Source organism: Devosia ureilytica, from assembly GCF_024273195.1.
GTDB lineage: Bacteria > Pseudomonadota > Alphaproteobacteria > Rhizobiales > Devosiaceae > Devosia > Devosia ureilytica.
The window spans coordinates 694699-711106 of sequence record NZ_JAMZCU010000001.1 but is presented as its reverse complement, the minus strand read 5'-3'; the positions used below and the strand labels follow the sequence as shown (position 1 = coordinate 711106).

General features: G+C 62.9%; 13 protein-coding genes. 9 read left to right on the top strand and 4 right to left on the bottom strand.

The window, feature by feature from the left end; genetic code table 11:
* The first annotated feature begins 11 nt into the window (after positions 1 to 11).
* Positions 12 to 2471 (top strand): glycoside hydrolase family 2 protein, encoded by a 2460-nt coding sequence (locus NIM87_RS03440; protein WP_254673209.1) that lies wholly within the window; start codon positions 12 to 14, stop codon positions 2469 to 2471.
* Positions 2472 to 2479: 8 nt separating this feature from the next.
* On the opposite strand, the gene NIM87_RS03435 is transcribed toward NIM87_RS03440, so the two are convergent.
* Positions 2480 to 3373, bottom strand: coding sequence for an N-acetylmuramic acid 6-phosphate etherase (locus NIM87_RS03435; protein WP_254673208.1), 894 nt, complete (start codon positions 3371 to 3373; stop codon positions 2480 to 2482).
* Positions 3374 to 3603: 230 nt separating this feature from the next.
* Between NIM87_RS03435 and NIM87_RS03430 the strand changes: the two genes are divergently transcribed.
* Genes NIM87_RS03430 through nagA form a run of 3 tightly spaced genes read left to right on the top strand, consistent with a single transcriptional unit; the run spans position 3604 to position 6571 of the window.
* Positions 3604 to 4389 (top strand): GntR family transcriptional regulator, encoded by a 786-nt coding sequence (locus tag NIM87_RS03430; RefSeq protein WP_254673207.1) that lies wholly within the window; start codon positions 3604 to 3606, stop codon positions 4387 to 4389.
* A gap of 14 nt (positions 4390 to 4403) precedes the next feature.
* Positions 4404 to 5414 carry an SIS domain-containing protein gene (locus NIM87_RS03425; protein ID WP_254673315.1) on the top strand — a complete coding sequence of 337 codons (1011 nt, stop codon included), beginning with the start codon at positions 4404 to 4406 and terminating at the stop codon, positions 5412 to 5414.
* The gene (gene nagA / locus NIM87_RS03420; RefSeq protein ID WP_254673206.1) at positions 5411 to 6571 is read left to right on the top strand and encodes an N-acetylglucosamine-6-phosphate deacetylase; all 1161 of its coding nucleotides are present in this window, start codon (positions 5411 to 5413) and stop codon (positions 6569 to 6571) included. The genes NIM87_RS03425 and nagA overlap by 4 nt, the downstream gene beginning before the upstream one ends.
* Positions 6572 to 6582: 11 nt before the next feature.
* On the opposite strand, the gene NIM87_RS03415 is transcribed toward nagA, so the two are convergent.
* The gene (locus tag NIM87_RS03415; protein ID WP_254673205.1) at positions 6583 to 7323 is read right to left on the bottom strand and encodes an SDR family oxidoreductase; all 741 of its coding nucleotides are present in this window, start codon (positions 7321 to 7323) and stop codon (positions 6583 to 6585) included.
* Between the two features lie 403 nt (positions 7324 to 7726).
* On the opposite strand from NIM87_RS03415, the gene NIM87_RS03410 reads away from it, so the two are divergent.
* The 3 genes from NIM87_RS03410 (at position 7727) to NIM87_RS03400 (ending at position 13167) form a co-directional block, all read left to right on the top strand.
* Positions 7727 to 9040 carry a hypothetical protein gene (locus tag NIM87_RS03410; protein WP_254673204.1) on the top strand — a complete coding sequence of 438 codons (1314 nt, stop codon included), beginning with the start codon at positions 7727 to 7729 and terminating at the stop codon, positions 9038 to 9040.
* A 265-nt stretch (positions 9041 to 9305) separates the two neighbouring features.
* Complete coding sequence (locus NIM87_RS03405) at positions 9306 to 12506, top strand: OmpA family protein (protein ID WP_254673203.1); 3201 nt, start codon at positions 9306 to 9308, stop codon at positions 12504 to 12506.
* A 133-nt stretch (positions 12507 to 12639) separates the two neighbouring features.
* Entirely contained in the window at positions 12640 to 13167 is a 528-nt protein-coding gene (locus tag NIM87_RS03400; RefSeq protein ID WP_254673202.1) for a hypothetical protein, read from the top strand.
* 12 nt (positions 13168 to 13179) lie between these two features.
* Here NIM87_RS03400 and NIM87_RS03395 read toward each other — a convergent pair whose 3' ends face one another.
* Complete coding sequence (locus NIM87_RS03395) at positions 13180 to 14130, bottom strand: alpha/beta hydrolase (RefSeq protein WP_254673201.1); 951 nt, start codon at positions 14128 to 14130, stop codon at positions 13180 to 13182.
* A gap of 169 nt (positions 14131 to 14299) precedes the next feature.
* Here NIM87_RS03395 and dapA point away from each other — a divergent pair, with 169 nt between their 5' ends.
* Both dapA and smpB read left to right on the top strand, forming a co-directional pair.
* Positions 14300 to 15175: a 4-hydroxy-tetrahydrodipicolinate synthase gene (gene dapA / locus NIM87_RS03390; protein ID WP_254673200.1), complete on the top strand. Its 876-nt coding sequence runs from the start codon at positions 14300 to 14302 to the stop codon at positions 15173 to 15175.
* Positions 15176 to 15251: 76 nt separating this feature from the next.
* A complete protein-coding gene (gene smpB, locus NIM87_RS03385; protein WP_254673199.1) occupies positions 15252 to 15752 on the top strand; it encodes an SsrA-binding protein SmpB in 501 nt (166 codons plus the stop codon).
* An 83-nt stretch (positions 15753 to 15835) separates the two neighbouring features.
* On the opposite strand, the gene NIM87_RS03380 is transcribed toward smpB, so the two are convergent.
* Complete coding sequence (locus NIM87_RS03380) at positions 15836 to 16387, bottom strand: LabA-like NYN domain-containing protein (RefSeq protein ID WP_254673198.1); 552 nt, start codon at positions 16385 to 16387, stop codon at positions 15836 to 15838.
* Positions 16388 to 16408: the final 21 nt, after the last annotated feature.

Genomic DNA, 16408 nt, shown 5'->3' with positions numbered 1-16408 from the left:
TCGAGGCTTCCATGCAGCGCCAGACCCGTCCCCTTCACTCCGGCTGGACCCTTCATTGTCTCGGTGGCCCGGGGGCGCGGCCAGGCTTGCCCGAGGCGATTGCGGCCAGTGTGCCGGGGACGGTGCATACCGACCTGCTGGCGGCGGGCCTGATCCCTGATCCCTACCTCGATCTCAATGAAATCACCGTCGACTGGGTCGGCCATTGTGACTGGCGCTACGACACCCGTTTCAACTGGCAGGACGACGGCGCCGACCATGTCGAGCTTGTCTTTGCTGGCGTCGATACCTTCGCTGTCATCAGCCTCAACGGTATCGAGATCGGCCAGACGGCCAATATGAACCGGACCTATCGCTTCGACGTGCGCGCGCATCTGCGGGCAGGGGAGAACCACCTTTCCGTCACCTTCCAAAGTGCCTGGAAGCGGGGCGAAGTCCTTGCCAGCCAATATGAGCCGCGGCCCAACAACTATCCGGGGCCAGCCAATCTCATGCGCAAGATGGCCTGCAATTTCGGCTGGGACTGGGGCCCGACATTGGTCACCGCCGGGCTATGGCAGGGCCTCGCGCTGGAGAGTTGGTCCAAGGCGCGTCTTGCTCGCGTTCGGCCTGAAATCACCCTCGATGGTGCCGATGGGCTGGTGCGCCTTCACGCCGATATCGACCAAGCCGAAACCGCACTGTCCCTGAAAGTTTCCGTTGCTGGCGTAACCGAGGTGTTGCCGGTTTCGGGCGGCGCGGGCACCGCCGAGTTGCGGGTGAAATCCCCCGAACTCTGGTGGCCGCACCACCTCGGCAGCCAGAAGCTTTACCCACTCACAGTCGAACTTTTGGCGGGCGAAGAGCTTATCGACAGCTGGCATCGTGATATCGGCTTTCGCTCCATTCGGCTCGATACCACGCCGGACGATTACGGCTCAGCCTTCACGCTCGTCGTCAACGACGCGCCAGTCTATGTTTGCGGGGCCAATTGGATCCCTGATGATTGCTTTCTGCCGCGCGTCACGCCGGAGCGCTATGCCGAGCGGATCGAGCAGGCCAGAGATGCCAATATCAACCTGCTGCGCGTCTGGGGTGGCGGCATCTACGAGACCGATGCCTTCTACGACGCCTGCAACAGAGCCGGCATGCTGGTCTGGCAGGATTTCCTGTTCGCTTGCGCCGCCTACCCCGAAGAGGGCGACCTGCCGGGCGAAATCGAAGCCGAGGCGCGCGACAACATCGTTCGCCTGATGCCGCACCCGTCGCTGGTGCTCTGGAACGGCAACAACGAAAACATCTGGGGCTGGTTCGACTGGGGCTGGCAGGATGTGCTGGAGGGCCGGACGTGGGGCCAGGGATATTATCTCGACCTGCTGCCGCGCCTCGTGGCCGAGCTTGATCCAACGCGACCCTATTGGGCAGGCAGTCCCTATTCCGGCACCATGGATATTCATCCCAACGACCCGAATCATGGTTGCACGCATCTGTGGGATGTGTGGAACGACATTGGCTATGAGCACTATTCCGACAGCGTGCCGCGCTTTTGTTCCGAGTTCGGCTGGCAGGCGCCGCCAACCTGGGCCACGCTGACCCAATCGGTCCATGACAACCCGCTGACCCCGACTTCGCCTGGTGTGTGGCATCACCAGAAGGCCACCATCGGCAACGACAAACTGCTGCGCGGACTGAAGGGTCACCTGCCGGCGCCGCAAACCATGGACGACTGGCATTTCGCCACCCAGCTCAACCAGGCACGCGCCATCCACTTCGGCGTCGCGCATATGCGGTCGCATCGGCCGCGCAACATGGGCGCCATTGTCTGGCAGCTGAACGATTGCTGGCCGGTGACGTCCTGGGCAGCCATCGACGGTTACGGCCGGAAAAAGCCGCTGTGGTATGCGCTCCGCGACGTCTATGCGCCGCATCTGCTGACCATCCAACCCCGCAACGACGGGTTGGCGGTCGTCGCCGTTAATGACCGGACCCTGTTCTGGCGCGGCCCGGTGACCATCAAACGGATGCGTTTTGACGGTACGGTGCTGGCCGAATGGACCCATTGGCGCCTCTGCGCTGACCGCCTTTCTGCCGCCGAGCTGGCCATACCGGCCGATCTGGCAACGCCGGGCAATAAGCGTGATGAGCTGCTGGTTGCCACCATGCATGACAGCATGGCCATTCACTATTTTGCCGAGGACATTGACCTCGAACTGCCGAAGGCCGCGGCAGAGTTTGCGCTTGAGCGGACCGGGGAGGCGCGCTGGTCCCTCACCGTACAGGCTCTGTCACTGATCAAGGACCTCTGCGTTTTTGTCGACCGCCTGCACCCCGATGCCAGCATCAGTGACATGCTGGTTACGCTTTTGCCGGGGCAAGTTCATGAATTCACAATCGAATGCGTCGGGGAGCTTAGCCTGTCCGAGCTGACGCAGTCACCCGTCCTGCGCTGCGCCAATGATCTGGTGCAGGCAGCATCCGGCGCGGGGAATTGAGACAGCTGCTACGAAACCTCGGCCAGTGAAGGGCGCAAATGACCCTCATGGCGCGACAGGATCTGTTCCGCCTGAGCCAGCGTCGCGACGCCTCGCGCCAGAAGGATGGCCGGCTTCACAGCGCCCGCACTCCTGGTCAGCGCCGCTTCGGCACTGGCTTCGTCGACACCGGCAACCGCCGTCACGATGCCACGGGCCCGACCGCGCAGTTTGTCATTGTCGGCCACGACATTGACCATATAGCCGTCATGCACATGCCCCAGCCGGATCGCCATCAGGGTGGAGAGCATGTTGAGCGCGATTTTCTGTGCCGTGCCGGCCCCCATGCGGGTGGAGCCGGCAATCACTTCGGCCGGGGTTGCAAGGCATATACCCACGTCGACCGTCTCGAAGATCGCGGCGCCAGCGTTGTTGGCAAGGCCAATGGTCCGCGCGCCACCGCTGCGGGCCGCTGCCACGGCCGCTATCGGATAGGGCGTGTGGCCGCTGGCCGTGATGGCGATCAGGCAGTCACGCGTATCGGGCGTCAGGGCCTCGACGGCCGCGCGGGCGGCGTCGCCATCGTCTTCGGGGCCGCCGCGCATGTCAGTCAGCGCCGCGTTGCCGCCCGCCAGAAGCACCACGATCCGATCCCGGGCAAGGCCATAGGTGCCGGGCAGTTCTAGCGCATCGGCCAGGGCCATCAGCCCCGAACTTCCGGCCGCGGCATAGATCAGCCGGCCACCGCTGCGGATTGCGTCAGCGGCCAGCGCCGCGCCCTGCGCAATGGCCGGAGCCGCAGCGGCAACGCTCTCCGCGGCCTTGACCTGGCCCGCAGCCAGCAAGGCCAGGATGTCGCCGTCGGCGCGCAGGTCGATCCCTGCGGACTGCGTGTGGCGCTCTTCCGTCTGCGTCTCGGCCATCAAGGTCTCCTGCCAGGTAATGATGCCAAAAAAATACCACTTAGCGGGGTTTGCCGGCAAAGGGATAAATCGCGTTCTGCAAAAGCGCAATATCCACAGCGTGATGCTGTGTTTATCCCCCATTCTGCACAAGGGGGCTTGGTAAATGGTATTTTATTGGTATTATGTGGACCAGCGGTTCTGCCGTACCAGACCTGCCGGCCCGATTTTCGGGCGGCCAAGGAGGACGTGTGACTGAACAGTCCGGCAATATTTTCGGCGACGGTCCGGTCGTGCTGCCTATTGGCGGCCCGCTCTACCTGCAGCTCAAACGCTGGGTGGAGGATGCCATAAAGCGCGGGCATATCAACCCCGGTGATGCATTGCCCTCCGAGCGGGACCTGGCGCAGCGTGCCGACGTGTCACGCGTAACGGTCCGAAAGGCCGTGCAGCAGCTGGTGCACGAGGGTGTTCTGGTGCAGCGCCACGGCTCGGGCACCTTTGTGGCGCCAGAAACCCAGCGTGTCGAACAGTCGCTCTCCCAGCTCACCTCGTTCACCGAAGACATGGCTCGCCGGGGCATGTCCGTGCGGGCCGAATGGCTGGAGCGCGGCCTCTATGTGCCTTCACCGGAAGAGACGATTATTCTCGGTCTTGGCGCGGGCGAGCGGGTGGCGCGGATATCGCGCCTGCGCCTGACCGGCGACATGCCTTTGGCCATCGAACGCGCCAGCCTTTCGGCCGCCGTCCTACCCGAGCCGATGACCATCAAGGATTCGCTCTACAAGCATCTGGAAGTGTCCGGCACCCGGCCTGTGCGCGCCATCCAGCGCATTCGCGCGGCCAATATCGCCGAGGATGATGCGCATCTATTGCAGATCCCCGTCGGCTCGGCGGGTCTCCACATCGAGCGCATCTCCTACCTCGGTACGGGCCGCGTCATCGAATTCACCCGCTCCATCTATCGGGGCGACACCTATGACTTTGTCGCTGAGCTGCGTCTTGGCGAAGCCAGCAGCGGAGTCCGCTCATCGTGACCGAACCAACCTTCATGCGCCAGGAAGTGGACCAGATCCCACAGGTGGTCGCCGGGTTTCTCAAGGCTGCAGCGCCGACGCTCGACGACGCCGCCGCCCGCCTGCGCGCGCTCGATCCGGCCCTGGTTGTTACGGTGGCCCGCGGTTCGTCCGACCACGCCTCGGCCTATCTTAAATATGCTATCGAGCTGACGCTGGGCATTCCGGTGGCATCGGTCGGCCCTTCGATTGCCTCGATCTATGGGCGCGATCTGAAGCTGGGCAAGGCAGCTGCCATCGCCATTTCGCAGTCAGGCAAGAGTCCCGACATTGTTGGCATGGCCCAGTCGGCACGCCGGTCTGGCGCCACCACCATTGCCATCACCAATACCACCGGCTCGCCGCTGGCCGAGGCCAGTGACTTCACCATCGATCTGCATGCCGGCCCCGAAAAAAGCGTCGCGGCCACCAAGACCTATGTCACCTCGGTTGTTGCCGGGCTGGCTCTTCTGGCGCGCTGGAGCGGCGATGCCGAAATGACCCGCGCCGTTGAGGCGCTGCCCGAGAGCCTGGCACAGGCCGTTGCCTGTGACTGGTCGGAGATGATCGGGGCGCTGGACGGTCACGATGCTCTTTATGTGCTCGGACGCGGCCCCGGCGTTGCCATCGCCAATGAAGCGGCCCTGAAGTTCAAGGAAACCTGCAATATCCAGGCCGAATCCTACAGCGCCGCCGAGGTCATGCACGGCCCCGTCGCCATCGTGACGCCGGGCTATCCCGTGCTGGGCCTTGCAGCCCGCGACGCCGCTGAAGCATCGGTGGCCGATATGGCGCACAAGCTGGCCGGGCAGGGCGCAATGGCTTTCCTCACCAGCGACCGGCCGGGCGCTGCCAAGCCGCTGCCGTTTGCAGCCACCGGCCACCCGATCACCGATCCGCTGGCGCTCATTGTCTCGTTCTATGGTTTCGTCGAGGCGTTGTCGCGCCACCGTGGCCTTAACCCCGACGTGCCGCCGGCCCTCAAGAAGGTGACCGAAACTCTATGAGCGACCTGCTGGCCATTTCTGGCGCCCGCATCTTCGACGGCGAGGACTGGCACGACGACGCGGCCTTGCTGGTCGAATTCGGCTATGTCGCCGGCATCGTGTCGTGCGATGCCGTGCCGGACCACGCCGAGCGGGTCGCGCTCGATGGCGGCATGCTGGTTCCCGGCTTTATCGATTTGCAGGTCAATGGCGGCGGCGGCGTGTTGTTCAACAATGCGCCGACGCTCGAAGCCATCCGCACCATCTGCTCCGCTCACGCCCGGTTCGGCACCACGGCACTGCTCCCGACGCTCATCACCGACACCGCCGCAGTCCGCGATCAGGCCATCGCAGCCGGCATTGCGGCCGACGAGGAGCGCCTCCCGGGCTTCATCGGCCTGCATCTCGAAGGCCCGCACCTGGCACCGGCTCGCAAGGGGACACATGATCCGGCCCTGATCCGCCCCATGAGCGACGCCGATCTGGCGCGCCTGGTCGCCGCTGCGCAAGCGCTGCCCAACCTCGTCTGCACCGTTGCCGCTGAAACCGTACCGCCCGCCCGGATCGCCGCATTGGTCGCAGCCGGCGCCGTGGTCAGCATTGGCCATTCCGACGCCAGCTACGACGTCGCCTCAGCTGCGTTCGATGCTGGCGCCAGCATGGCGACGCATCTGTTCAACGCCATGAGCCAACTCGGCAATCGCGAGCCCGGCGTCGTCGGCGCCGTGCTTGACCGGCCCGAGGTCAATGCCGGGCTGATCGCCGATGGCATTCACGTCCATGTCGCGTCCATGCGCGCGGCACTGCGGGCCAAGCGGGCGCCCGGCCATCTCTTCCTCGTCACCGATTCCATGTCGCAGACCGGCACCGATCTCACCAGCTTCGAGCTCAATGGCCGCACCATTACCCGCGCCGACGGGGCCTTGCGTCTCAGCGACGGCACTCTGGCCGGTGCTGATCTCGACATGATCGACGCGGTCAATTTCATGATCGACGTGATTGGCCTGGCGCCAGCCGAAGCCTTCCGCATGGCCGCTCTCTATCCGGCGCGTGCTATCGGCAGGGCCGAAACGCTGGGCCATCTGCGGCCTTCGGCGGCAGCCAGCTTCGTGCACCTGTCCGATGCCCGGCAGGTCCAATCCACCTGGATTGCCGGCGAAAAAGTCTGGTCGTCCTAACTCGAAACGCTTTAGCCTCTGCCGATATAGGGCATGGTTGTCGCCATCACGGTCATGAACTGCACATTGGCCTCCAGCGGCAGCCCCGCCATATAGCGCACGGCATCGACCACATGGGCCACATCAAAGGTCGGCTCGGGCGCCATGCTGCCATTGGCCTGCAAGGAGCCGGCACTCATATTGCTGGTCATGTCGGTCGCCGCATTGCCGATATCGATTTGCCCGCAGGCGATGTTGAAGGCGCGCCCGTCGAGCGAAATCGCCTTGGTCAGGCCCGTGATGGCATGCTTGCTGGCGGTGTATGAGGCGGCCTGTGGACGCGGCATATAGGCCGAGATCGACCCGTTGTTGATGATGCGCCCGCCTTGCGGCGCCTGCGCGCGCATCATGCGGAACGCCTCGCGGGCCACATAGAATGCACCATTGAGATTGGTGTCGATCATTTCGCGCCAGGTGGCGACGTCGAGGTCGCCGAACACTGTCGCCGGGGCAAACCGGCCTGCATTGTTGAACACCAGGTCGAGCCGCCCATGGGCCTTTCCGATACTGGCGAACATGTCTGACACAGCATTCGGGTCAGTGACATCGCAGACCATGCCGGAAAAGCCATGTGTCTCGGCCAGATGCGTGACCAGCTCAGCCCGCCGACCGCAGATGACCACCGTCCAGCCAACGGATGAGAGACCCTGCGCCACGGCCAGGCCTATGCCCGACGTGCCGCCCGTCACCAGCGCAATCCCCTTGCTCTTCATATCACTCTCCATGATTGCACCACGCGCCCGCCGCGATTTGGGCAAAACCTAGCGCGTCGCGCCCGCCGACGCAAAACCGGCCAGGGAAACGCCAAAAGCGGCCGCAAACGCCCGAAAGCCAACAATTTTAACGGTTTCTTCAACCTGCTTAACAGTTCGTTTCCGGCTGTGTGCTGAATCTGCAACAACCGCTGTGCAACCACATTGTGTCAGCCCCAAAAGCGGCTTGTCATGATTGCGTCGGTCTCCGGCATGCGTAGAGTGGGTCTTGCGAATCCATGCATGGGATCGTTTGTCGGTCGCAACGCGACGGCAACACACTGCACCACGAATAGTGTGGTCGCGTTTCGACAAACCGCTGGGTAACCGGCACCAAAATATGACTGACTTTGGAGGTCAAATAATGAAACTCAAGAGCCTTATCCTCGGTTCTGTTGCTGCCGCTGGTCTCTCGACCGCTGGCTTTGCTGCCGATCTGGGCGTTCTCACCTCGCTCGACGTGTGTGACTCGCTCGGCATCTCCGGCCTGACCATCTCGTCCTCGGACAACTGCCTGCAGATCACCGGCGGCGTCACCTATGAATTCAACTGGGGTGACTATGCCGGCGCTGCTTGGACCGTTGATGCGGAAGCTGGTGGCTATGACATCATGGACAATGATGACCTTGCTGGCGCTGACAACGACTGGTCTTCGGACGTTGACTCCTGGTTGAAGTTCGTTGGTACTGCCTCGAGCGATTTTGGTCCGGCCTCGGCTACCATCAAGATCAAGAACGAGCATAAGTCGGTTGTTGAGAACGAAGTTCAGACCACCGTTCCGAGTGCAAACGTTGTGATCGACGAAGCTTACGTCTCGGTCGGCGACACCACCACCATCATGGCTGGTAAGAAAGGCTCGATCGCCAACTTCGGTGACGACGAGCCAATGAACTTCCTCGGTCTCTTCAATTCCGAAGGTGTTGATACCGGCGTGATGTTCGACAAGGATCAGCCTCAGGAAGGTGGTCACGTCATTCAGGTCGTTACGACCGTTGCTGATGGCGTCACTCTCAAGGCTGGTCTTGAGAACCTCGACGACACCGTTGTGGCTGACGCTGGTACCGCTGTTGGCGTGATCGAATATGCCGGCAACGGCATCAAGGCACACGTCACCGGTCTCGTTGGTGGCATCCTCGACGGCACCGTTGATGACTGGGCTGTCCATGCCGGCTTCACCGGCACCTTCGACAACTTCACTGTTCTCGGCGCTGCCGCTTACTCCTATGACGTTGCTGCTTCGGCCGCATACTGGAACGTCCTGGGTTCGGCCAAGGCTACCTTCGACATCTTCGAAATCGCCATCTCGGGTGAAGCTCTCGGTGGCGACATCTGGGACGAACAGTACGGCGTTGGCGGCTCCATCGGTGCCACTGTCACCGAAGGCGTCAAGCTGAACCTCGGCGCTCGCTGGTTCGACGAAGACACTTCCGCTGCTGACACCGAAACCGTCCAGATCGCTGCCCAGATCGTGGCTGCCGTTTCCGAGACCATCACCCTCACCGGTGAAGTCGGTTACTTCGCAACGAACGAAGTTGCTGCTACGCCTGACACCGACCTCTACGGTTCGGCTCAGCTGGCTTGGGCTCCGGGCGGTGGTTTCACCTCGTCCATCAAGGGCCAGGTCCACTCGACCGGCGCTTACAAGGTTACCTTCAAGGCTGCCAAGGAATTCAAGTAATCCTTGGATTACGACTGAATTCGGAAAGGCCCGCTTCGGCGGGCCTTTCTTCTTTCGAGCGTTGCCAAAGGCAAATTCGCTCCAGTGGAGCGAATTTAGGTAAGAAGGCCATGAGAGCTGTGCTCCAATGGCGCGTGTATCCGGGCTATGGTCACCCGCAAATCCTCGGAATCTGAATTCACCCGCCCTCTGTGCGGGTTTTTCTTTGTCCTTCTCCGCAAATCATCTAACCTTTGGAAAGTTGCGGTTTTCCAATGGATTCGGGATGATCAGGGACCTCCTCAAGTGGGTGGCGCCGGGTGTTGTGACAGTCTTGGGCGGCACCGTTGCGGCCCTGGCGATGGCAACCCCGACAATGTTGGATGCACTTGCCGAGGAGGGGAGGGTTTCCCTCAAAGTTTCGGGCTCTAGCTGGGCCCATATCGATCTCGCCGGTCGTCGCGTTCACCTGACCGGAACGACGTCATCCGATACCGAGCGAGACCTTGCCGTCGCCAGCCTCCTGGCACTGCGCGGTATCTCATCTGTCGACGAAACGGTCACCATCGCCCCCCTGGCGGCGCCTTATCGCATTAATGTTTCAGTTGAGGATGGCGCGGTAAGCCTTTTTGGTAGCGTGCCAAATGAAGAATTGCGGCAATCGCTGCTGGCCCTTCCTGATCTCGCCACCGTTGATTTACAGGTCCGCTCCGGTCAACCCGACGAAACCCTTTGGCGCCGAGGCGTCGATTTTGCGCTGGCCCAGGCGACCCTGGTGGACAGCGGCTATTTCGAACTTTCGGGACTGACGCTGAACGCGGTCGGCCGCGCCAGCTCCGAAAAGGCGCTTGGCCATTTGCAGATGGCGCTGACGGAGTTGCCTTCGGGCATTGCCAGCGGCGAAATCTCGGTCGAGCCGGTCCGTGTCGCGCCGTACACATGGCGCGCCGAGTTTGACGGCAGCCGCATAGCGATTTCCGGCCATGTACCCGAAGAACGCCTGGTGGACCGCCTGCGCCTGGCCGATGTTGCAGGGGTTCCGATTGCCACTGGCCTGTCCCTGGCCTCGGGCGCGCCCGAAGGTTTTGCCGAACGCACCAGGTTGCTGGTGGAGCAGTTGGCGCGCCTTGAACGCGGCGCAGCCGAAATTGTCGATGGCGTCAGCCATCTGACGGGCGTGCCACCGACTGTCGAGGTGGCCCAGGCGATTACCGAGGCCCTGTCCGGCACCGATTCCATCGTCACGCTGTCGCCGCCGCGCGTCGCGGACTATTGGGTCAGCATCAATCGCCAGCCCGGCGGTGTGCTGGTGTTCGACGGATTTGTGCCTGATGAAGCGACGCGCGAAAGCTTTGCGGCCATCCCCGGGGCCGACGCCAGCTTCCTCAAATATGGCGCCGGTGCGCCGGAGGGCTATCGCCGCGGCGTTGATTTCGGCCTGGAAGTTTTGGGCTATCTCTCCGAAGGACGCGTTGCGCTTACCGGCGAGGTGATCACGGTCTCCGGCCTGGCGCGGTCGCCGACCGACTACCGGGCGGTGCATGAATTGCTCAAGTCCGGTGTGCCGCAGGGATTGACCCTCGGGCAATCCGGCGTCGCGGCGCCGCGCGCGGCCAACTATGTGTTTTCTGCCCGCCAGGACGCAGCCGGCGGCATCGTCCTTGAAGGCATGCTGCCCGATCCGCAGGTTGAAACCGCTCTCCTGGCCCGCGCCGGCACAGCCGCCCGTTCGCGCGTGAGTTTTGCCTCAGGCGAGACGCCGAACTTCCTGGCCTCCGCCGAGCAGGCCCTGGATTTTCTGCCCTGGATGCGGCGCGGCAGCGTGCGGTTCGATGGCACCGGCTGGACTGTCGAAGGCGAACCGGCCTCTGCCATCGACAAGGCCTCGATTGAAACCGAGTTTGCGGTGCGCGGTCTGGCGCAGGCCGGCTGGTCGCTGGCACTGTCGCAGCCGATTGCGGCACCGGACTTTGCCGATCCCTATCTGTGGTCCGCTGAACGCCTGCCCGATGGAAGCTTCCTGTTCGCAGGCAATGTTCCCGCCGCGGCGCTGCAATCCTATCTGAAGGTTCACGCTGGAACGCGGGTCACCGACACCAGCCGCGTCGCCAATGGCGCTCCCGAGGGCTTTGCGGCAGACGTCCGCGCGGCCGTCGATGCCTTGCTGGGTCTTGAGCAGGGCAGGGCGGCGTACGACGGAAAGACCTGGTCCCTCACTGGAGCCGCCGCCGACACGCAAGCGCGCGATGCGGTTCTGGCTTTGGCGGCGAATTTGAACCTGCCCGAAAGTGCTGAGATTTCCCTGCCTGAGGTGGTGCCAAGCGAGCCTTATTATTGGGCTGCCACCAAGGCGCAGGACGGCACCGTTGCACTCAAGGGCTCGGTGCCGGCTGAATCGCTACAGCGCTTCCTTGCTGTTCGAGCAGGTACCGCAGTGACAGATGGCACAGTTCTGCGTGCTGACGCGCCAGACGGCTTTGCCGCCGACGTGCTCCAGGCCATGGACATCCTGGCCCTGGTCTCCGAAGGCGAAGTGGCATTCGATGGCGACCGCTGGTCTGCCGAAGGAACCGCGATAACGCCCGATGCCAATGCTGACGCGACGACCCTTCTGGGGACGGCCGCGCCGCGCTGGACGCTGTCACTTGTCCAGCCGGCTGCACCGCCCGCCGAAGTCGTGGCCGAAGTGGCGGCGCCGGAGGCGCCTGCGCCATCGGAACCCGCAGCGCCTGCCGAGCCCGCTCCGCCTGTAGCCGCGCCTCAGGCCGCTCCTGACTATGCCTTTGTCGCGCGACGCGCGGCCGACGGCGCCGTCACACTTTCCGGCCAGGTGCCCGCGCAATCCACGGCCCGATATTTGGCTACCCTCTCGGGCAGCGCGGCTGAAAACCTCGAGATTGTGCCCGGCGCGCCCGACACCTTCGTTCAGGATGCCCAGGCAGGAATTCGGGCGTTGCTGCAATTGCAGCAAGGGCAACTGGAGCTGGCCGACGGGGCCTGGAGCCTTATGGGTGACGCGAAAAGCCCGGCCGACAAGGCAGCACTTGATGCGCAGATCGCCGCCCTTGGGGGCCAATGGTCTGTGGACATAGCCGCGCCGTCCGGCCTGGCGCAGTGCCGGGAAAGCGTGGCGGCATTGTCCGATCACAATGCCATTCTGTTCCAGTCCGGCGCGGCCATCATCGCCGCCAGCGCGTCTGCGGAGCTTGATGCCTTTGCCGATGCACTGCGGCTTTGTCCCGACGCGATTGTCGAGGTGGAAGGCCATACCGACAGCGATGGCGATGACCAGCTCAATCTGGCGCTATCCGTCGCGCGGGCCGAGGCCGTGGTCAATGCACTGATCGAGCGCGATATTGCCCCCATTCGCCTCTACGCCATCGGTTATGGAGAGACCCAACCGGTCGCCGACAACGACACCAGTGAGGGCAAACGCCGCAATCGTCGCATCGTGGTCTCGGTGCGCGACCCGGGCGAGCAGGGCTGACAATCATGGCAGCGCTGCTGGATTCAGCACTCTTTCTGGTGGGGGTCTATTGGCCGTTCATGGCGGTCGCGGGGCTTGTGGGTCTGGTAACGGGTTGGTTCAGCCTCAGCCGCGATCAGGGTGAGGGCGCAAGGTGATCACCCTCGATCATGTGGTCGAAATAGCGCTGCTGGTGCTATTCGCCTATCTGGCCGGCTGCGTGCTGGGCTACAGCGCTCATCTGGCGGTGCGGGCCTTTGCCGCCCGCCCGCGCTTTGAAGCCAGAATAAGGGCGCAGGCTGCCGCGAACATTCAAAAAGAGAGTGTCGATGCCCCGGAGGCGCCGGCCCCCCGTTCGGCTGCACGGCGCCTGGCCGGTGCGGTCGAGCGCGAAGTGGCCGAGCCGGCACCCGCGGCCGCGGCCCCCACGCAACAGCGGCCACCCGAACTGCCAGCGCCGCGCGGTGGAAAGCCCGACGATCTCAAGAAGATCAAGGGGATAGGGCAAAAGACGGAATCAGCACTCAATGATCTGGGGATCTATCACCTCGACCAGATCGCGGCCTGGACGCCGGCCCAGATTGATTGGCTGGAGGGCCGGATTGCCGTCAAGGGACGCATCGGGCGCGAACAATGGGTCGAACAGGCCATTCTGTTGATGACGGCAACGGTCCCGGTCTGATCATTGCCGAATTCAGGCGGCTCGACGCGCGCCCTTGCCGATGTGGAACACAAATTCCGCCACCGCTTCGATTTCGGCCGGATCATCGAACAGGGCCGGTGAGCCTTGCCCCGAAATGGTGATTGCCTCTGCGTCGGGCCGCCGCTGCACCATTTTCTCGAATGTTTCGCGCCTGACCTGGTCTGTCAGCTGGGTGCGCAACAGCATCAAAGGCGCGCAGACCAGCGCGTCGTACAGTGGCCACTGCGCTACCAGAATATCGTCGAAACTGATGTCCTTGATCTGTTCGATCAGGCGTGGGTCAAAGAGCGGCCGCGGTCGGCCGCGCTTGTCGAACCAGTGGCTGCGGAGGGCCAGGGCGCCGAGCTCAGCTTCGCCAAGTCCGGGATAGACTCCGCCCAGCATGCGGCGGAACCCCGCGTTCACGGCCTTGCCGCCGCGCAGCCCCTCCAGATGCGCCAGATTGCTGCGCAGCCGCACAATGCTGCGCGAATCTATTACCGGCCCCGCGTCGAGCAGAATGGTGCCGCCGATCAGCAATGGATGGTGTGCCGCAAGTGCCATGGCAACTTGCCCGCCATGTCCCTGGCCGAGCAGCACTGCGCGGCCCACGCCCAGCGCCGCCAGAATGTCTGCCACGTCTCGGGCATCCTGAAGCGTGCTATACGCCACGTTCCTGGGTCTGTCGTCGGCGCGCCCGCGCCCCGGCAGATCGATCAGCACCATGGGCCAGTTGCCGCTGCCCAGCCGGCGGAAATAGTCGGCAAAAGCGGAAAAATCGCTCATGTTACGCTGGTAGCCGGCAAGGCAAACCAGCGGCGGTCGGCCATGCCCGAAGTCCCCACGCAAATGCACGGCGGCCCGCGTCCGTGCATCGCTCAGGGCAATGTGCGTCACTGGAAGGCCAGCAAAGGCTGGATGATCGTCCGGTACCTTGCGCCGACGTGAAAAGAGCGGTTCCATCCGCCCATTTACCGGCCTTGCAGAACGAGTCACAAGGCGTTTTGCGCGCCTTGTGGCGCGTCGCTGTTGAAAGTAAGGTGCGCCCCGTTCCGGGCCGTCGTGCCCGGGCGTATCACATGCGAAATCTCGACCGGCCCTGTGACCGGCACCAATTGAGGAATACCGACAAATGCTGCGTGGTTCGATTACGGCACTCATCACTCCCATGCGCGATGGGGCCGTGGATGAGAAAGCCTTCGGCAGCTTTGTCGAGTGGCAGATTGCCGAGGGCACACATGGCCTGGTGCCCGTTGGCACCACCGGTGAAAGCCCCACCGTCAGCCACGAAGAACACCATCGGATCGTTGCCATGTGCATCGAGGTCGCCAATGGCCGGGTGCCCGTCATTGCAGGGGCGGGGTCCAATGCAACGGCCGAAGCCGTGTCGCTGGCCCAGCACGCCGAGAAGTCCGGCGCGGACGCGGTGCTCTCAGTCGTGCCCTATTACAACAAGCCCAACCAGGAAGGGCTGTTCCAGCATTTCTCGGCGGTTGCCAAGGCCGTCGGCATTCCGGTCATTCTCTATTCGGTGCCCGGCCGCACCGTGGTTGACCTGACCGTCGATACCATCGTTCGCCTGCGCGACGCTCATGCCAATATCATTGGCGTCAAGGATGCGACGGGCAGCATGGAACGGACCACCATGCAGCGGGTTAAGCTGGGCAATGACTTCATTCTGCTCTCAGGCGATGACAGCACGGCGCTTGGTTTTAATGCCCATGGCGGCCATGGCTGTATTTCAGTCACTGCCAATGTGGCGCCGCGCCTCTGCTCGCAGATGCAGGAGCTTTCGCTCGCCGGCGATTTTGCCGGTGCTCGCGCCATCAACGACAAGCTGGCATTCCTGCACAAGGACCTGTTCATGGAGCCCAATCCATCACCGGCCAAGTATGTGGGTAATCGGCTCAACCTGTGTGCCAACGAGATGCGCCTGCCATTGGTGCCGATCAGCAAGCCCACCCAGGACGCCATGGACTTTGCAATGCGCCACGCCGGCCTTATCTAACAAGGCGAACACCTCATTGCCCGGTCCGCGGACCTGTTCCGGGGGCCGGGCATTTCATTTCGAGACTTTTTGACCAATGGCCGCAGCCAAGAACGACAAGAGCAAGAACGGATGGATCAGCCACGGACAGGTGGCCGAAAACCGTCGCGCGCGCTTTGACTACGATATTGGCGAAACCATCGAGGCCGGTATTGTCCTGACCGGCACCGAAGTGAAGTCCCTGCGCCTGGGCAAGGCGCAGATCGCCGAATCCTACGCCTCCCCCGAGCGTGGCGAACTTTGGCTGATCAACGCCCATATCCCGGAATATCTGCAGGCCAACCGCTTCAATCATGAAGAGAAACGGCCGCGCAAACTGCTGGTCTCGAAAAAGCAGCTGGCTAAGCTCGACCAGGAAGTCGCCCGCGCCGGCAATACCATTGTGCCGCTCAAGCTGTTCTTCAACGATCAGGGCAAGGCCAAGCTGCTCATTGGTGTCGGCAAGGGCAAGAAGAACTACGACAAGCGCGCCACCAGCCGGGACCGCGACTGGAACCGCGACAAGGCCCGCATCATGAAAGAGGGCGGCAGGGGCTGAGAACCGGCCTTGGGCCAAATCGCGCTGCTGGCGTGATTTTGGGTGATCAGGCCATGAGAGCTACGCTCGAATGGCAGGGATATTCAAGCCTCCACCGGCCTTTGCACCTGCGGCCGGCCGACGGTCTTGGCGAGATCGGCAACATCCATGAAGAAATCGGCCTGACGGCGCAGATCGTCCGAGATCATCGGCGTTGGCGTGGTCAAGGTGGACACCACCGTCACGCGCTTGCCCTTGCGCTGAAGCGCCGCCACCAGCGCGGTGAAGTCGCCATCGCCAGAAAACAGGACCAGGTGGTCATAAAAGTCAGAGAGTTCTAGCGCATCGACTGTCAGCTCGATGTCCATATTGCCCTTGACCTTGCGGCGGCCCATGGAGTCGGTGAACTCCTTGGCCGGCTTGGTCACAACCGTATAGCCATTGTAGTCGAGCCAATCGATCAGCGGCCGGATCGAGGAATACTCCTGATCCTCGATCAGCGCCGTGTAGTAATTGGCTCGCAGCATATAGGCCTTGGAGCTGAATTCGGTCAGCAGCTTGCGATAATCGATATCAATGCCGATGGCCTTGGACGTGGCATAAAGATTGGCGCCGTCGATAAAGAGAGCGATCTTCTCGCGGGGATCAATGGCCATGAAATCAACTCCCAATACGGG